Genomic DNA, 15,204 nt, shown 5'->3' on the forward strand with positions numbered 1-15,204 from the left:
GTCATGGTAGCCCCGGACGAAGCCGTTGCGCAGGCGAGATCCGATCGGCGAATTCTGACGTCACCGAGCATCGCGTTAGCATGTGGCTCACACAGGTCATGGGTGGTCGAACGGGGGGGTCAGGTGTCCAGTCTTCGTGTCGGTGAGGCATTTGCCGGATATCAGGTCGAGGGGGTTCTCGGCCATGGCGGCATGGGCACTGTGTATCTGGCCAGGCATCCTCGACTGCCCCGGCTGACCGCGCTCAAGATATTGAATCCGGAGATGTTCGAGGACAGCGAGATCCGGTCTCGATTCGAACGAGAGGCCGAGGTCGCGGCACAGCTCGAGCATCCGAACATCGCCTCGGTCTACGACCGTGGCGTAGAGGGCGCTGCTCCGTGGATCGCGATGCGGTATGTCGCGGGCGCCGATGCTGCGTCACTGGGAATCGTCGATCCTGATCGGGCGATGCGGATCATCACCGATGTCGCCTCGGCGCTCGACCACGCCCACCGGCGCGGGGTGCTGCACCGCGACGTGAAGCCGGCCAACATCCTGCTGGCCGCCCCCGAAGCGGACGAGCCGGAGCGAGTCCTGCTGACGGACTTCGGCATTGCCAGATCGCACGACATGCGCGGACTGACGCGTACCGGAACCTTCACCGCCACCCTCGCCTATGCCGCACCGGAACAGCTGGCCGCGCTGCCGCTGGATCATCGCTGCGATCAATACTCACTGGCATGCACGTTGTTCGCGCTGCTGACCGGTGATTCTCCGTTCGCGGCAACCAATCCGGTCGCACTGATCGATGCCCAGATGCGCCAACCACCGCCACCGCTGAGCAGTCGCCGTCCGGATCTGCCGCGCAGCCTCGACGCGGTGATCGGGCGGGCACTGGCAAAACGTGCTGAGGATCGTTATTCGAGCTGCGGCGAATTCGCTTGGGCTGCAGCCGAAGCGCTGCGGGCACGCGAGGCGGACACCGTGATGGCGACGCCGTTCATGTCGAGGCCGCCGGCACCGATGCCGCCTCGACCTGCCCCTGGGGCCCAGCACACGCCATCACCACATCTGCCACCTGTCGCGAACCACTCGCCGGCTCGTCGAGTAGGTCCTCGCCGAAAGTGGCCGGTGGTCGTCGGTGTCGTGGTACTCGGCATCGTCGGTACCGCGGGAACCTTCGCCGGGTTGGAGATCCGCGACCGGATCAAATACGGGTCGGAGGCGATCGAAGCAGCGATGCCGAGCAAACTGCGGGACGCGGCCACCTGCACCGCGCCCGAGTCCGGGGGCCTCACCTGCACGATCCCGGGCACCGATTCCCTTCTCATCGGAGGCACCCGCAACGGTGAGGTCCGCTTTCACGCCACCATCCAGCGCGCACCTGCCCAACACGTCGAGAACATCCGCACCGAGAGGAGCGGATACGTCGGCGACCTGGTCGACCAAGGCGAAACCGCCGCGCGGATCCCGTCGAACGGCAACGATACTGGGCTGTATTGGTCGAACGCGGGGACCGGTCTGGCTATTTATGCCAGTGGGTTCAAGGACGTCCTGTCGGCGCAAACCTTCTTGAAGCGTTCGGGCCTCACGGACTGAACTGACGCATGCGTGGCTACGTTGATACAGCAGGCACCGAGCTAATTGTCCTAGTTCAACTTGGACACCTCTGCTTCAACCTGGATACCTCGACCCCCAAACCACCGTGGTCGACCCGCCCGCCCCGGTCGAAGGGGAGAACCGCGTCGCTATCCGTCAGCACGAACCACGGGTGCGATCGATCACCACCCCGGCCTAATATGTAGCCGACGCTGTGCCGCAAGGGAAGACGGAGGGAGGGGTCCGATGGGCAGTCACGTGACGGTCGATGCGGAGGAGCTTCGCAAGCTCGGAGGCAATCTGACCAGTTCGGGGGACAAGATCAAAGCACTCAACAAGGACATCAGTGGGTGGTCGTTCAGTGCAGCCCAGGCAGGCCGGGCCTACGGGGACGAAGGCGCCAAGTTCGGTGCTGAGATCGTGAGCATCGGTGCATGGTTGACGCATTGGGAGACCGCAGTGACCAAGTCGGGGAATGCGTACACCACCAGCGCGAATACGTATTCGGCCACCGATGACGCCAACGTAACCAAGATCACGGCCGCTGGGGTGGATCTCTGATGAGTTGGACAGCGGACGAATCCGGAGTAGTCAAGGACGGCAAAATAAACTCCGATTGGGAGCATGCCGTCTCCAGTTCGGCCGGAAATGCTGACAAGATTCTCAGCGATGGCGCCGAGGGGCTGGAGTATTTCAAATACTACCTTCCACTGTACAGGCAATGCCTCGAGAAACATAGCCTCGGAAAAGCAGATATCGCTGGACGCGATTACTACACTCTGTGCGGACTATACGATGCCGAGCAGGGCATGGACATCGAGGCGATCGAGCGGATGGCGAGCACGCTCGCGAACACGCTTCCCAACCTGTACACAGAATTGCAGACCCAGCAGACGCAACGCAATGCGATGCAGAGCATCTGGAAGGGTGATGCAGGCGATGCTGCGTTCACCATGCTGAATGAACAAGTTCGGCGGGCCGACGAAGATTACAACCACACCCGAACAGCCTCCCAGGAGTTGGGCGAGCTGGCGAAGGCTCTACGCAATATCGTCACCGAGAAGGCCTCTGACGTCAAAGGGTATTGGCGTCCCGCAGGTACTCCAGATTTCAAATTGGAAGGCCGAAACGAGGATTTCCTCATCGGAACAATTGAAAACTGCATCGAGTACGCCGATACCGTTGAATATCAAATGAGATTCCTGCGAGACGTATTCGTTCCACAGGTCGAGGCGACCGTCCTGCATTACGAAGAAGTATGCAGAGAGACCTCCAGGATTGTCCGCGAGGTGTTCAAGCAGGCAACGACGGCGCTCGCCGCAGTAGAAGCCGCCCCCTATCCGATGCCATCGGACACCCCAGCACCAGATACCTCCCAGAATGGCAACCCCACCACGAACAACCCATCTGGTGACGGAACCTCGAATGGCGGCGGAGGTAGCTCGACCGGGGATACCACCCCCGCTACGACTACCGACGACACGAAAACCGACACCGCGGGAACCAAGAATCCGACAACAACCGACGATGATGACGACGACGATTCGTCCACCGATCTGAGCAGCTTGTTGTCGACGGTCTCGAGCGGACTGTCGACACTGAGCTCGGTGGTCAGCGAACTGTCGAGCCTCACCTCAGGATCGTCCGGTTCGGCCGAATCCATCGCCGAATCCATCGGCACCGGCCTCAGTTCGCTCGGAACGTCGATCACCAGCGGCATCGAGCAGCTGAGCACGTTGTTCAGCGGGAACGGCTCCACCGAAATCAACATCGCCGGGACCACTCTCAGCTTGGCGACCGGAGACGACGGGCAACTCAAACTCACCACTACCGACACCGCGGGCACGACCCACGCATACGGACTCACCCTGAACGAGAACGGCATCCCGGTGATCACCGACTCGGCCGCATCGACAGAGCCGACTCCGAGCACGACCGCCGCGCCCAACGAGTCCACCACCGAGGGCGAGACCACCGACGGCGCCGTCGCCGGGAGCATGGCCGTTCAGCCAGGAATATCCACCGCCAACAACAACCAGGTCGCCGACACCGAACACTGGTCGACCATCCCCGAACCGGAAACGCCGGCCGACACCGGCGCACAACTTGCAGAGGCAGGTCCCCTGTGAGCTACTCCCCGATCCAGGACCTGGTTGCCGAGCATCTCCGCAGAGCCCGCATGCTTCGAGCCGAGTTCGAAGACGAACGAGCCCGCTTGCAGGCCATCGGCGACAACCTGTTGGCCGAAGCGCGAGCCGCTGAGGAACGAGCTGCTGAGCAGCAGGCCGCCGAACAGCAGGAACCGATCACCGAGCCTCAGCCTGTCATCAATTTCGACGCCGTCCGCCGCGAAGAACAACTACGCGACGCGATGGCACGCGCTGTGGTCGAGCAAGCCCGGGTCGCAACCTCGGACAACGAGCTGAGTACTGGAAGGCACCGGTCTGCCGTCGCTGAGCAACACACACCGGCGAGTTGGTCACCCGCGGGCGGCGCGGCCTCGCTCGGCGAAGACCAACTGCGCGAGGCACGCGAGGCGATGGCCCGCTCAGCCGCTGCGCGCCGAGCGGCCGAGCGCGTCGAGCCAGTCGACTACGACGGCTACGACCAGGAGAGCGAGTACTTCCGCGGCAAGAATTGGTTCGGATAGACCGTGGCAGAACGCTCTTGCGGCTCGGAGACGGCGTCGCTGGCCGCCCCACGGGGTGTAAATTCGCCGTTGGGGCGGGAGCGGACCGGCCTGTGACCGGAACGAGGAGCTGATCGATGAACCGCGGGGCAGCCGTACGGATACTGGTCGTCGGCGGGGCGATCTCAGCACTCCTCGGCGGGTGCAGCTCGGGAAGCGAAGGAGATGCGCAGCCGAGTTCCTCGGCAGCGACCACGACCCAGGAGTCGGTGTTGCCCACCGGGTTCGACGGATGCAGTCTGCCGCAGTCGGTGATCGACGCGGAGGAGTTGCGGAATCCGAGGAAAGACGACCGGTGGACGACCGGGCGCAACAAGTGGTTGGGATGCGGGTGGATCCAGCGGGGAGGATACAACGCGTCCATCACAGTGAGCACCATCACGATGCAGCAGATCAAGACGAATCCCGAGGTAGTAATCCGCGAGGAATCGCAAATCGCTGGTCGTCCCACGATCATTCACTACAAACCAGCGCAGGACGGCTTGTCGTGTGAGATCAACGTCGAGATGAAGAACGGCAGCATGGAAATCTCTATCGGCAATCGGCCGAACAGAGAAAAATCCGGTCACCGCCATCCCTGTGATATCGCGAAAGATCTTGCAAATATGCTGACTCCGACCATCCAAGCTGGAAGCTAGATACGTCGTTAGCAGAGGGAGGGAACATGGCGACACCACTCGAAAACTTGGTTCAAGAAGCGAAAAATGGCGGATTGAGCGTTTCATTCAGTACTGACGTGCGCGTCAATGCCGACGAGTTCGTGTATATGGAGCGAGACTGCGAAGCGTTTCTGGATGAAATTAACAATCTGCAGAGACAAGCCCGCGGTATCGCCAACCGCGAAAAATGGGGACTGGGCGAAACCACCGAGGGCCTGACATCGGCATCGACTGTGGTGGGCTGGTTCCGCGGTAAGGCCGGAAAGGTCGGCGCTTCCACCGATTCCGACAACAATCTCGAGGACATCCTCCAACAGCACTACAATATTGTTGCCGATATCCGAGATTTGCACCGCGAGATCGCAAAACGTTACATGGCAACAGATGAAGAATTCGCGGCCCGCTACAACGAACTCTCAGCGAATGTTCCGCCATCGGCGATCGGGTCCACGGAAGGGCTTGCCTGATGACCGGAAATGAGAAGGCCCGAATCGGCGAACCAGAGAAGCCGAACACCTGGGAGCACTGGGCGATCTACCGAGCATTCAATCCGCTCGACACAACCGAAGCAGACAACGCGAAATCCGAATACCAGAAACTCGCCTCGGATTGGTCTGCTGCCGTCGAGACCTTTGCCGCAAGGATCCGTCGGTCGAGCACGTCAGCCTGGGAAGGCGCGGCGGCGACGGCCTCTCAGAATGCCATTGCCGACTATGCGACGCGGGCACTGGAGCTGACTCCGGCATTGAACGCATTGGCGCAGCAGGTCACCACCACAGTAAACGGCGTGAACAACACCCGGACAAACGTTGACGAGCCGCAGAACATGCCCGACAGCGTATGGAATCTGGATGGCCATGATTTCTGGTTCGCCGAACCGGGAAACCGCTCGATGACCGCGATCAACAAAGCCCGCGATGAAGCACGCGAGGCGATGCAGGACCACTACGTCACAGATTTTGTCGCCGCCGATGGGCAGATTCCCGTCCTCCCGCAACCCGAGAGCCCGACCTCACCGCTGACCTCATGGAAGCCGACCGGCGGCGATTCGGGCGCCAACGGCGGAGGCAACGGCGACAGCTCGAATCCGGGCGGCGCGAACGGCGGAAATCCGGGCGACGAGACCGCGCCGACCACCGAAGACCCCGCGACTACCGAGACACCTACCGACACAGACGATTCCAGCGACGACGACACCACCGACGACACCAATCCGTCGACGACCGAGGACGAGGATTCGCCGGACTCGACATCACCTGCGTCCACCCCGGAGACGACTCCGGCGGGGGTCAATCCGGCAGGGACGCCGGGTGCGGGTTCGCCCGGTGCCGGTTCACCCGGCGGCGGCAGCCCGGGCGGCGGTAGCCCGGGCAGCGGCAGCCCAAGCGCCCCCGCGCCGGGCGGTGTCACGGCTGGATCACCGACCGCTGCGCGAGTTCCGACCGGCGCGACCGCCGCAGCGAGCGGAGGTGGCACCGGCAGAGCGGGTGCACCAGGCATGGGCGGCATGGGTGGCGGCCGAGGCGGTGGCAAGTCCGAAGACGACGAGACCCACCAGATCCCGGACTGGCTGAAGAACATGGAGAACACCGAGGAACTACTCGGTGAGATGCCACGCACAATTCAGGGCGGCGTAATCGGCGGGAACATAGATGAGTGAATGGACTTGGGAGCCAGACGATTTCGCGGCTCTCTGGTTGAACGACGCGCACGATCGGTTTCCGGGTCCACTCGGCTACACCAGCCGCATCCCCACCCTCAGCGAAGAACGAGCGCACCGAGCAGCGGTGCACGCAAGGTATGACCGCGAGGAGACCGAGCTGATCCAGCTCGCCTTCCATACCTTGAGCAACTGCGACTTGCAGATCAGAATCGTCGGTGAATCGACCCGCCTCGGCGGTGATCGACGACGAATGTACCGGCTGCTCGGCGCACAGACCGTTCATCATGCGGTCCTGCTGTCCCAGACCGTCACCGATGACGTCGAGGAGCGCATCCGGTGCAGGCTGTTCCGCCCGGACAACCTGCCGGGTCGGATCGCCAAGCTGCTGCCAGAGTTCACGGCCGGACGCTCATCGAGCCGAATGTTCCACATCGACGACATCACCTCGGCACGACGAGGCGGCAACGACGGCTATCGCGACTCGCCAAGCAAGCAGTTCGAACGCCTTCTCGGTCAACCGCGCGACGGCGGCGGAATCGCCGAACTACTGCCCGGCCCGCTCGGCGCCCGGTCCGACTCCTGGTACAGCGCACAGTGGTTCGACATCACCAAAGACGGCCGCTACCTGCTGCAACGCGACCGTGACCAGGTGCAGGTCCGCCCGGCCGCCAGCGACGACCTGCGCGCGCTCCTGACGAACTGGATTGACCGTTCCCTGAGTCGGCTGCGCGAGCGCGAGAACGAACACGCCTGGTGAGGAAAGTCAGTGCACGCCGACCCAGAAGCCGAATTCCCTCGCCCCACCCCGTCATGCCGCCGCACATCGCGACATACCATGGCGCGCCAGAGGATCCGAGGTATCCCGCGCCTCGCTCGATGCGTGCTTTCGTAGCCGGCTCAGTGGACGTCTGCCTGGCGTGGGCCACCTTTCTAGGATCAGTCCTGTTGCTGTTCGCCCTTCGCGAAGATTCGGGCGCTATCGTGGCGGCGGTGTTGGCACTGCCGGTCACAGCCGTCATCGTGGTCAACTCGGTGCTGCTACCGGCATGGATTCATGCCAGCCTCGGCGACCTGGTCTTCGGGTTGGTCAAGATCCGTTCCGGCGACGGCGGCTGGCCGACGATCGCGGACCTCGCACGCAACGTCGGGAACCCAGGATCGGGCCGCGACACAATCCCACTCGTGGTCCAGGTACGCCGCCGCGACACCCGAACGGCAGCGTGAAGCCAAGCCACTCAGACAGCCGCGGCCGGCTCGAGCACCGGCTCAACCACAGGCCACAGGCGAGCCTCTTCCTGAAGTTGTCGCAGCTGATGTCGCTCTAAATGTTCAGATCAAAACAGCACCTAGCCGCGCCACCGACTAAATCCTCGGTGGCGCGACCTAGGCGCGGCACCCCCGGAGCCGAGTTAGCCCAGTCAGTCCAGCCAAGTCGACCGGCGGTAGTACTCGGATTCGGAGTCGTAGTCTCCGTCCGATGGTGCCACCGTCGACCTGGCCTCCCGCGCCGCCCTCGCCCGCGCGACGGCGGCCCGGATCTCGGCCTGGCGCTGTTGCTCAGGAGTCAAGTTCGGATCCGGCACGAAGACTACGGGCCCGGACGGCGGTGTCTGCACCGCCGTCACGGGTGCGACCTCATGTGCAGGATCTTCCCTACTCTGATCCGGTTGCGGCTCAACAGTTCCCGCTTCGTCTTCTGCCGTTTCCTGCTCCACCAGCTCGCGCAGGCGCTGGCCGGCCTCGACGGCGAACTGTTCGGCACGGAGCATGGTCTGCCTGTTGATCTCATCGATCTCGTCCATCAGCATGGTCGAACGACGATGCGCCTCCGCCGCGATCTGCTCGATCTCTGCCGCGTAGTCCACGGACGATCAGTCCCCCGTTGTCGAGTGGGATCCGCCAAGGATGAGCGTCATCACAGCGGGCCCGCCTCGGCGAGGATGGCGCCGGAATCGCCCGGGTTGCTCGCCGGGTGATCCTCGACAGTCGGGGTGTGTTCGCCGTCTGTTTCCTGCCGGGTCGGCCGCGGAGCTACAGGCAAACCACCTCCCGCGGAACCGGAAGAGGGCTCACCGCTACCGATTTCGCTGGTCACTGGAGCATCGGTCAGGTCAGGAGTTTCCGGCGTGGTCGGTGTGACTCCGCCGCCTGCTTCCACTCCAGCGTCCGCCGGACCGGCTTCACCATTGCCGCCCCCGGATTCCGTTGCGCCCGAACCCAATGCATCGCCGTCCTCGGTGCCGGGCGATGCGTCCCCATTCTCGGTGGTACTCGAATCCTGTTCGATGACCGGAATCCCGTTCTCGTCCAACGTCAATCGGTACTGCGTTGTCGTGCCATCAGCACCGGTCGTCGTCAACGACAGCCCGTTCTCGCCGGCCTCGATGCTCACCTTGGTGTCACCGAGCTGGAACGATGCCTCGTGCTCACCGGAGAGCAGGCTGCTCGCCTGTTCCGTCATCTGCTCGATGCCGTCGCTGATCGCCGTTCCCGCCGATTCGATCGCCGAAGTCAGCGAATCCCCGAGATCACCGGTGAGCGCGCTGGAGACAGTGCTTCCGAGCTCACTCAATGTCGATGCGATTGCGCTCAGTGCGTTGCTGGTGTCGGAATCGTCATCTTCGTCGTCATCATCATCATCGGAAGAGGAGTCGTCGGTGGTCTGCGCCTTCGTCTGCACCGGTGACCCGGTGGACGTGTCACCGTTCTGTGTTCCAGCCGTCGCGGTCTGGCCGTCGTTCGTAGCCGCCTGATTGCCGTTGGTTCCGGGCTGATTGCCGTTCGTCTTCGACGGATCGCCGTTGGCTGTATTGTCGCCAGGCGCGGCCGCGGTAACCCCGGCCACCGAGGGATACGCACGCTCCTCGACCGCATCGGCAGCGGCTTGAACGGCGTTGTACTGCCCCTGCACAGCGATCAGGGTGGTGGTGCACTGAGCATTGAATACGCCGAGCTTGTCGTTGTAATCCTTCTTGAAGACCGTATCCAGCCAGTCGACGCAGATCTCCTTGACGGCCTGCTTCCACGCGTCCGAATTCCGCTCGAGGTCTTTCGCGCGATCTTCGATATCGGGCACTTCGGTCAGCCGCTGCAGCAGCGAGCTCAGGATGTCGCCCGACTTGCTGCTGCGAATGATCTGCTGAATGTCGACCACCGTCATCTCACCGATGGTGATGAGCGTCCGCTGACTGCCGACCTCGACACGATTCCCGTCGGCAAGCTTCTTGACGGTGGCAGCCTTGTCCTCGACGATCTTCTGCAACGCGGTCGCCGCACCGGACATCGCGGTCGCCAACGCCTGTACCTTGCCCCGGTCTCCTTCGGCGAGACCGACGATCTCGCGGAGCCGCCCGATTCCGGCGTCGGCCGCCGCGCCCTGCCAGGTGGATCCCAACGCGGTCGCCGCCGACTGCTGATTGCCACGCTGGGTGTCGGCCACGGTGATCATCTTCTGCAGCGCGTCAGCGGAGGTCACCAGTTTTGCGAGGTTCATCCCTCGCTCCTGGTCGTACGCTGCCTGGATCTTCAGCTTCGGCCAGCCGGCATCATTGCCGAAAGCTTCCTGGTACAGCGGCAGCAGTTGCTCGAAATAGAGCAGACCTTTCGAACCGTCGTTGAGGATGTCGTCTACCGACTGCGTCATCGCCCGGCCTCCCGTCGGATGTCAGTGCTCACTTCGCACCGGTCCGGTCGAGGGCTCGTGCGGTGTTCTTGTCGACTTCGGTGAACTCGACCGTCGCGTTGCCGATCGCCTCCGCGGTGGCCTCGGTCGACGTCGTCCACACCTTCAGCCAGGTGACCGTTCGCTCGATGCCCTGCGCGATCCGCACCCCGTAGTCCACGTAGGCGCGGCCCGCTTCGGATTCCACGCCGTTGCGGCCCGCACCCCAGCTGTTGCCCTCGACGTTCTTCGCCGCGGTACGTAGCTCGGACACAGTGGTTTTCAAGCTGTTGACCGACCTGGTCATCTCGCTCTGGTTGACGACAACTCCGCCGGAAACTTGCGTGCCCATCCCCCACCTCCGCTGCTTGCAGCGCGCCCGGACGACGCCCTACCTACTTGGACGCGGGAACCTGCCCGCAGGTTCCACCCGCGGAGCAGAATTACTCCCCCAGATTCCCCTGGTCCGTCCGCCGCCACTCCGACGTCCCATCGGGAAACCGGTGGTACTCCCACGCCGCGTAGTCCCCATCCGCCTCGACCACCGTCACATGATCGGCGATCCCGTCATGGTCGAAGTCCGACCAGACGCTGGTGTCGTGGGGCGTTGCGTCGGTGAGGGAGTCGACCACTCCGTCACCGTCGAGGTCCTGGGACGGCTGATGGAGTTCGACGGGGCCGAGGCCGCCGAGGGACGAGTGGGCGTCGATGTCGGGTAGGCCGAGGCCGGGGATGTCGCCCGAGGTGACCATGGGACTCCTCCTCAAACGGAAAACTCGCGGATGACGACGCGGTGGGATTTCCACCATCTTGTCATCCGCGAGCGGGTGCCGGAGCGGTCGGGCGTTACTTCTTGGGCATGATCAGCCACAGGACCAGGTAGAGGAGGAACTGGGGGCCGGGCAGGAGGCAGGAGACGACGAAGACCAGGCGGACGATGTTGGCGTTCCAGCCGAAGTACTCGGCGATGCCACCGCAGACGCCGGCGATCCATTTGTCGCTGGTCGAACGGGTGAAGCGGCGGGCGGGGGCGGTCATTGTGTGTTGCCTTCCTGTCGAGCGGTGATGACTCCACTGTGCCGATCCGGGCCACTCCCCCGCATCGGTCGGCAGACCCATTCGCACCCTGATTTCTCCCGGGCCCGACCTCAGGGTCTGACCCCGAGGCGGGCAGACTTAGAGAGGTGAGCACGACATTGCAAGCCACCGGTCTGTCCGCCGGCCACGCCGAGCGGACCCTCTTCGCCGACCTCGACTTCACCCTCGCTCCCGGCGACGTGATCGGGCTGGTGGGCGTGAACGGCGCCGGCAAGTCGACGCTGCTGCGGATGCTGGCCGAGCGCACGGCCGGCGACGGTGCCATCACCTTGAGCCCGCCGGACGCGACGGTCGGCTACCTCGCACAGGAGCCGGAACGCATCGAGGGCGAGACCGTGCTCGAATTCCTCTCTCGCCGGACCGGCGTTGCCGTCGCCCAGCAGGTGATGGATGCGGCGGCGGAGCGGCTGGGCGAGGGCGGGGCCGACGACTACTCGCCCGCGCTCGAGCACTGGCTCGCCCTCGGCGGCGCCGATCTGGATCAGCGTGCCGAGGAGGTGGCCGCCGATCTCGGCCTCACCGACGGGCTGGCGAGCGGACTCGATACTCCGATGACGGGTCTGTCCGGCGGCCAGGCGGCGCGGGCGGGTCTGGCCTCGGTGTTGTTGTCGCGCTTCGATATTCTGCTGCTCGACGAGCCCACCAACGATCTCGATCTGGACGGCCTCGACCGGCTGGAACGGTTCGTCACCGGCGTGCGGGTGCCGTTGATGGTGATCAGCCACGACCGGGAGTTCCTGGCGCGCACCGTGAATCAGGTGCTGGAACTGGATCTGGCGCAGCAGCAGGTCGGTCTCTACGACGGCGGGTACGAGGCGTATCTGGCCGAACGCGAGATCGCCCGCAAGCACGCCCGCGAGGCCTATGACGAATTCGCCGACACCAAGGCGGGGTTGGAGGCGCGGGCGCAGATGCAGCGCAACTGGCTCGAGCACGGGGTGCGCAACGCGCGGCGCAAGGGCAAGAACGACTCGGACAAGATGGGCCGCAAGACCCGCGCCGAGTCGACCGAGAAGCAGGCGGCCAAGGCCCGCCAGACCCAGCGCCGGATCGAACGCCTGGACGTGGTCGAGGAGCCGCGCAAGGAGTGGGAGCTGCGGATGGAGATCGCGGCCGCGCCCCGCAGCGGTGCGGTGGTGGCGACCGCCGCCAATGCCGTCGTGCGCCGCGGCGAGTTCACCCTCGGCCCGATCACCACGCAGATCGACTGGGCCGACCGGATCGTGCTCACCGGCGCCAACGGCTCCGGCAAGTCCACCCTGCTCGGCCTGCTGCTCGGCAAGATCGCCCCCGATTCCGGTTCCGCCGCACTGGGTTCCGGCGTCGAGATCGGCGAGGTCGACCAGGCGCGCGGACTGTTCCGCGGACCGGAGAAGCTGGCCGGCACCTTCAGCGCGGCGATGCCCGACTGGCCCGACGCCGATGTCCGCACGCTGCTGGCGAAATTCGGCCTGCGCGGCCCGCACGTGACCCGCGCCTGCGACACCCTCTCCCCCGGTGAACGCACCCGCGCCGCGCTGGCCTTGCTGCAGGCGCGCGGGGTGAACCTGCTGGTCCTGGACGAGCCGACCAACCACCTCGACCTGCCCGCCATCGAACAACTCGAGCAGGCCGTCGAATCCTTCACCGGCACGCTGATTCTGGTGACGCATGATCGCCGGATGCTGGATTCTGTTCGTGCGACCCGCCGTTGGCACATGGCCGGTGGGTTGCTCACCGAGGATTAGGACGCACCATGGACCTCACACTTGGCATCGATACCCGCGTCACGCTGCTCGCCACCGGCCTGATCTTCCTGACCGCCCTGCTGCTCGGGGTGTGGAAGTACCACGGCATCCGCACCTCGCCCGAGGGCGCGGCGCACATCTACGTCGACATCGCGCACCGCGCCGCCCTGCTGTACTCCTTCGCAGGGGTGCTGCTCGCGGTGTTCACCGAGCTCAGCGCGTGGCCGACGATCGTCAACCTGACGGCGGCTCTGGTGATCCTCGCGTTCTTCGTCGGTGCGATCGCCAGCTATGTGCTGCACGGCTGGCGGCGCGACACCACCAATCAATTCGCCGGCGCTGCTATCCCCGCCGCACTGCGATTGTCGATGTACGGCCTGATGGCGGGCGAGATCGCCGGCTTCCTGGTGCTGTTCAGCGGTTTCGTCGTCGGCCAGTTCTGATCAGAACGACTGCACCACAGCCGCTTCCGCGGCGCCGAACAGGTCGATGTCGGATCCGAACTTCGCCCCGATCAGACCGGCGGCACCGGTCACGAAGAGGATCGCCACGACGACGATGAACGACCGCGAGCGCGGCACCCGTGGCACGGGGAACGAATACCCGCGCGACGGTTCAGGGATCGGTTCGTAGTGCTCGACCGGCTGGCCGTAGCCCTCGTCCCGGATCGGGACGGTGTGCGAATACCCTTGCGGCACCTCACGGCACCCCGGTCTGCCGCATGCCCCACCACAGCGGTGATACGGATCGTACTCGACCGGGTACCGGTCCTCCTCGCGGTAGTTCCGGGCAGGCAGCGGCGGCACCATGAATCGCCCCCTTCGAATCGTGTTGCGCGCCAAACTATCCGGTGCACCGAGCAGCACACGCGCCACCAGCACACAGGTCAATACGGCGTAAGCCGATAGTAGATGGACCCGGCGCGACCCGCCAGATGAGAACTAGACCGCCGCGACCTGCTTGGCCAGATCGTCGGCGAGCTGCCGCGCCTGCGCCGGGTCGGTGGCCTCGACCATCACCCGTACCAGCTGCTCGGTTCCGCTGGGCCGCAACAGGACCCGGCCGGACTCACCGAGCACCCGCTCGGCCTCGGCGACCGCTTCGCGCACCTCGGGGTCGGCGGCGACCGCGGCCTTGTCGCTGACCGGCACGTTCACCAGCACCTGCGGCACGGTGCTCATCACCGCGGCCAGCTCGCCCAGCGGGCGCCCGGTCTGGGCCATCCGCGCCATCAGCCGCAGCCCGGTGAGCACACCGTCACCGGTCGTGCCGTAGCGCGGGAACACCACGTGACCCGACTGCTCGCCGCCCAGGCTGTAGCCACCGCGGCGCAGTTCCTCGAGCACATAGCGGTCGCCGACGGCGGCGGTGATCACGGTGATCTCGGCGGCGCGCATGGCGATGTGCAGACCGAGGTTGCTCATCACGGTCGCGACCAGGGTGTTGTCGACGAGCTCGCCCGCATCGCGCATCGCCAGCGCGAGCACGGCCATGATCGCGTCACCGTCGACGATCGTGCCCGCGGCGTCCACCGCGAGGGACCGGTCCGCGTCGCCGTCGAGGGCGATGCCGAGATCGGCGCCGTGCTCGAGGACGGCGGCGCGCACGGCCTCGAGGTGGGTCGACCCGCAGCCGTCGTTGATGTTGAGACCGTTGGGTTCGGCGTTGATCGCGATCACCGTCGCGCCCGCCTCCCGGTACACCTGCGGGGCCACCTCGGCGGCCGCGCCGTGCGCGCAGTCGACGACGACGGTCAGCCCGGACAGGTCCTGGCCGGTGGATTCGAGCAGATGCTCGACATAGCGTTCGTGGGTGCCCTCGACGGTGTAGTCGCCGCGCACGCGGCCGATGCCCGCGCCGGTCGGGCGCACGGTGACGCCTTCGGCGATCAGGGCTTCGATCCGCTGTTCCACGGCGTCGTCGAGCTTGTGCCCGCCCGCCGCGAAGATCTTGATGCCGTTGTCGGGCATGGGATTGTGCGAGGCGGAGATCATCACGCCGAAGCACGCGTCGTAAAGGCCGGTCAGGTACGCCACGGCCGGGGTGGGCAGCACGCCCACCGAGAGGACATCGACACCCGCCGAGGTCAGGCCCGCGGTCACCGCGGCCTCCAGCATTTCGCCACT

General features: G+C 65.0%; 18 protein-coding genes. 11 read left to right on the forward strand and 7 right to left on the reverse strand.

Annotated elements, in window-relative coordinates; all coding sequences use genetic code 11:
• Positions 1-3: 3 nt before the first annotated feature.
• The 9 genes from ACFVAV_RS28945 to ACFVAV_RS28985 all read left to right on the forward strand — a co-directional run bounded on the left by ACFVAV_RS28945 (position 4) and on the right by ACFVAV_RS28985 (position 7,816).
• Positions 4-1,581, forward strand: a complete 1,578-nt coding sequence (locus ACFVAV_RS28945) for a serine/threonine-protein kinase (protein WP_379038723.1) — start codon at positions 4-6, stop codon at positions 1,579-1,581.
• 246 nt (positions 1,582-1,827) lie between these two features.
• The gene (locus ACFVAV_RS28950) at positions 1,828-2,142 is read left to right on the forward strand and encodes a hypothetical protein (RefSeq protein WP_379038701.1); all 315 of its coding nucleotides are present in this window, start codon (positions 1,828-1,830) and stop codon (positions 2,140-2,142) included.
• A complete protein-coding gene (locus ACFVAV_RS28955; RefSeq protein WP_379038702.1) occupies positions 2,142-3,710 on the forward strand; it encodes a WXG100 family type VII secretion target in 1,569 nt (522 codons plus the stop codon). The genes ACFVAV_RS28950 and ACFVAV_RS28955 overlap by 1 nt, the downstream gene beginning before the upstream one ends.
• The gene (locus ACFVAV_RS28960) at positions 3,707-4,231 is read left to right on the forward strand and encodes a hypothetical protein (RefSeq protein ID WP_379038703.1); all 525 of its coding nucleotides are present in this window, start codon (positions 3,707-3,709) and stop codon (positions 4,229-4,231) included. The genes ACFVAV_RS28955 and ACFVAV_RS28960 overlap by 4 nt, the downstream gene beginning before the upstream one ends.
• A gap of 116 nt (positions 4,232-4,347) precedes the next feature.
• Positions 4,348-4,908: a DUF3558 domain-containing protein gene (locus ACFVAV_RS28965; RefSeq protein ID WP_379038704.1), complete on the forward strand. Its 561-nt coding sequence runs from the start codon at positions 4,348-4,350 to the stop codon at positions 4,906-4,908.
• Positions 4,909-4,934: 26 nt separating this feature from the next.
• A complete protein-coding gene (locus ACFVAV_RS28970; RefSeq protein WP_379038705.1) occupies positions 4,935-5,396 on the forward strand; it encodes a hypothetical protein in 462 nt (153 codons plus the stop codon).
• A complete protein-coding gene (locus tag ACFVAV_RS28975) occupies positions 5,396-6,589 on the forward strand; it encodes a WXG100 family type VII secretion target (RefSeq protein ID WP_379038706.1) in 1,194 nt (397 codons plus the stop codon). Before ACFVAV_RS28970 ends, ACFVAV_RS28975 begins: the two co-directional genes overlap by 1 nt.
• Positions 6,582-7,349, forward strand: coding sequence for an ESX secretion-associated protein EspG (locus tag ACFVAV_RS28980; RefSeq protein ID WP_379038707.1), 768 nt, complete (start codon positions 6,582-6,584; stop codon positions 7,347-7,349). Before ACFVAV_RS28975 ends, ACFVAV_RS28980 begins: the two co-directional genes overlap by 8 nt.
• A 119-nt stretch (positions 7,350-7,468) precedes the next feature.
• Positions 7,469-7,816, forward strand: a complete 348-nt coding sequence (locus ACFVAV_RS28985; RefSeq protein ID WP_379038708.1) for a hypothetical protein — start codon at positions 7,469-7,471, stop codon at positions 7,814-7,816.
• A 194-nt stretch (positions 7,817-8,010) separates the two neighbouring features.
• Here ACFVAV_RS28985 and ACFVAV_RS28990 read toward each other — a convergent pair whose 3' ends face one another.
• The 5 genes from ACFVAV_RS28990 to ACFVAV_RS29010 all read right to left on the reverse strand — a co-directional run bounded on the left by ACFVAV_RS28990 (position 8,011) and on the right by ACFVAV_RS29010 (position 11,291).
• Positions 8,011-8,457, reverse strand: coding sequence for a hypothetical protein (locus tag ACFVAV_RS28990; protein WP_379038709.1), 447 nt, complete (start codon positions 8,455-8,457; stop codon positions 8,011-8,013).
• Positions 8,458-8,507: 50 nt separating this feature from the next.
• Complete coding sequence (locus ACFVAV_RS28995; protein ID WP_379038710.1) at positions 8,508-10,235, reverse strand: hypothetical protein; 1,728 nt, start codon at positions 10,233-10,235, stop codon at positions 8,508-8,510.
• A 28-nt stretch (positions 10,236-10,263) separates the two neighbouring features.
• The gene (locus tag ACFVAV_RS29000) at positions 10,264-10,605 is read right to left on the reverse strand and encodes a hypothetical protein (RefSeq protein WP_379038712.1); all 342 of its coding nucleotides are present in this window, start codon (positions 10,603-10,605) and stop codon (positions 10,264-10,266) included.
• 91 nt (positions 10,606-10,696) lie between these two features.
• Positions 10,697-11,005 (reverse strand): DUF6802 family protein, encoded by a 309-nt coding sequence (locus ACFVAV_RS29005; protein ID WP_379038713.1) that lies wholly within the window; start codon positions 11,003-11,005, stop codon positions 10,697-10,699.
• A 94-nt stretch (positions 11,006-11,099) separates the two neighbouring features.
• Complete coding sequence (locus tag ACFVAV_RS29010; RefSeq protein WP_019045152.1) at positions 11,100-11,291, reverse strand: PspC domain-containing protein; 192 nt, start codon at positions 11,289-11,291, stop codon at positions 11,100-11,102.
• Between the two features lie 146 nt (positions 11,292-11,437).
• Here ACFVAV_RS29010 and ACFVAV_RS29015 point away from each other — a divergent pair, with 146 nt between their 5' ends.
• Both ACFVAV_RS29015 and ACFVAV_RS29020 read left to right on the forward strand, forming a co-directional pair.
• On the forward strand, positions 11,438-13,078 hold the full coding sequence (locus tag ACFVAV_RS29015) for an ABC-F family ATP-binding cassette domain-containing protein (RefSeq protein WP_379038715.1): 1,641 nt from the start codon (positions 11,438-11,440) through the stop codon (positions 13,076-13,078).
• An 8-nt stretch (positions 13,079-13,086) separates the two neighbouring features.
• On the forward strand, positions 13,087-13,521 hold the full coding sequence (locus ACFVAV_RS29020) for a hypothetical protein (protein WP_379038717.1): 435 nt from the start codon (positions 13,087-13,089) through the stop codon (positions 13,519-13,521).
• On the opposite strand, the gene ACFVAV_RS29025 is transcribed toward ACFVAV_RS29020, so the two are convergent.
• Together ACFVAV_RS29025 and glmM are read right to left on the reverse strand one after the other, a co-directional pair.
• A complete protein-coding gene (locus tag ACFVAV_RS29025; RefSeq protein ID WP_379038718.1) occupies positions 13,522-13,776 on the reverse strand; it encodes a hypothetical protein in 255 nt (84 codons plus the stop codon). It lies immediately after the preceding gene.
• 243 nt (positions 13,777-14,019) lie between these two features.
• Positions 14,020-15,204: phosphoglucosamine mutase (gene glmM / locus ACFVAV_RS29030; protein ID WP_379038720.1), on the reverse strand; the 1,185-nt coding region annotated here is incomplete at its 5' end.

The organism is Nocardia sp. NPDC057663 (assembly GCF_042799895.1).
GTDB lineage: Bacteria > Actinomycetota > Actinomycetes > Mycobacteriales > Mycobacteriaceae > Nocardia.

Excerpts from the sequence above, each read along its gene's own strand:
- ACFVAV_RS28945 (WP_379038723.1), top strand. The coding sequence starts at position 4 with ATGGTAGCCCCGGACGAAGCCGTTGCGCAGGCGAGATCCGATCGGCGA.
- ACFVAV_RS29000 (WP_379038712.1), bottom strand. The coding sequence starts at position 10,605 with ATGGGCACGCAAGTTTCCGGCGGAGTTGTCGTCAACCAGAGCGAGATG.
- ACFVAV_RS28995 (WP_379038710.1), bottom strand. The coding sequence starts at position 10,235 with ATGACGCAGTCGGTAGACGACATCCTCAACGACGGTTCGAAAGGTCTG.
- ACFVAV_RS28980 (WP_379038707.1), top strand. The coding sequence starts at position 6,582 with ATGAGTGAATGGACTTGGGAGCCAGACGATTTCGCGGCTCTCTGGTTG.
- ACFVAV_RS29005 (WP_379038713.1), bottom strand. The coding sequence starts at position 11,005 with ATGGTCACCTCGGGCGACATCCCCGGCCTCGGCCTACCCGACATCGAC.
- ACFVAV_RS28970 (WP_379038705.1), top strand. The coding sequence starts at position 4,935 with ATGGCGACACCACTCGAAAACTTGGTTCAAGAAGCGAAAAATGGCGGA.
- ACFVAV_RS28955 (WP_379038702.1), top strand. The coding sequence starts at position 2,142 with ATGAGTTGGACAGCGGACGAATCCGGAGTAGTCAAGGACGGCAAAATA.
- ACFVAV_RS29020 (WP_379038717.1), top strand. The coding sequence starts at position 13,087 with ATGGACCTCACACTTGGCATCGATACCCGCGTCACGCTGCTCGCCACC.
- ACFVAV_RS28985 (WP_379038708.1), top strand. The coding sequence starts at position 7,469 with ATGCGTGCTTTCGTAGCCGGCTCAGTGGACGTCTGCCTGGCGTGGGCC.
- ACFVAV_RS28965 (WP_379038704.1), top strand. The coding sequence starts at position 4,348 with ATGAACCGCGGGGCAGCCGTACGGATACTGGTCGTCGGCGGGGCGATC.
- ACFVAV_RS29010 (WP_019045152.1), bottom strand. The coding sequence starts at position 11,291 with ATGACCGCCCCCGCCCGCCGCTTCACCCGTTCGACCAGCGACAAATGG.
- ACFVAV_RS28975 (WP_379038706.1), top strand. The coding sequence starts at position 5,396 with ATGACCGGAAATGAGAAGGCCCGAATCGGCGAACCAGAGAAGCCGAAC.
- ACFVAV_RS28950 (WP_379038701.1), top strand. The coding sequence starts at position 1,828 with ATGGGCAGTCACGTGACGGTCGATGCGGAGGAGCTTCGCAAGCTCGGA.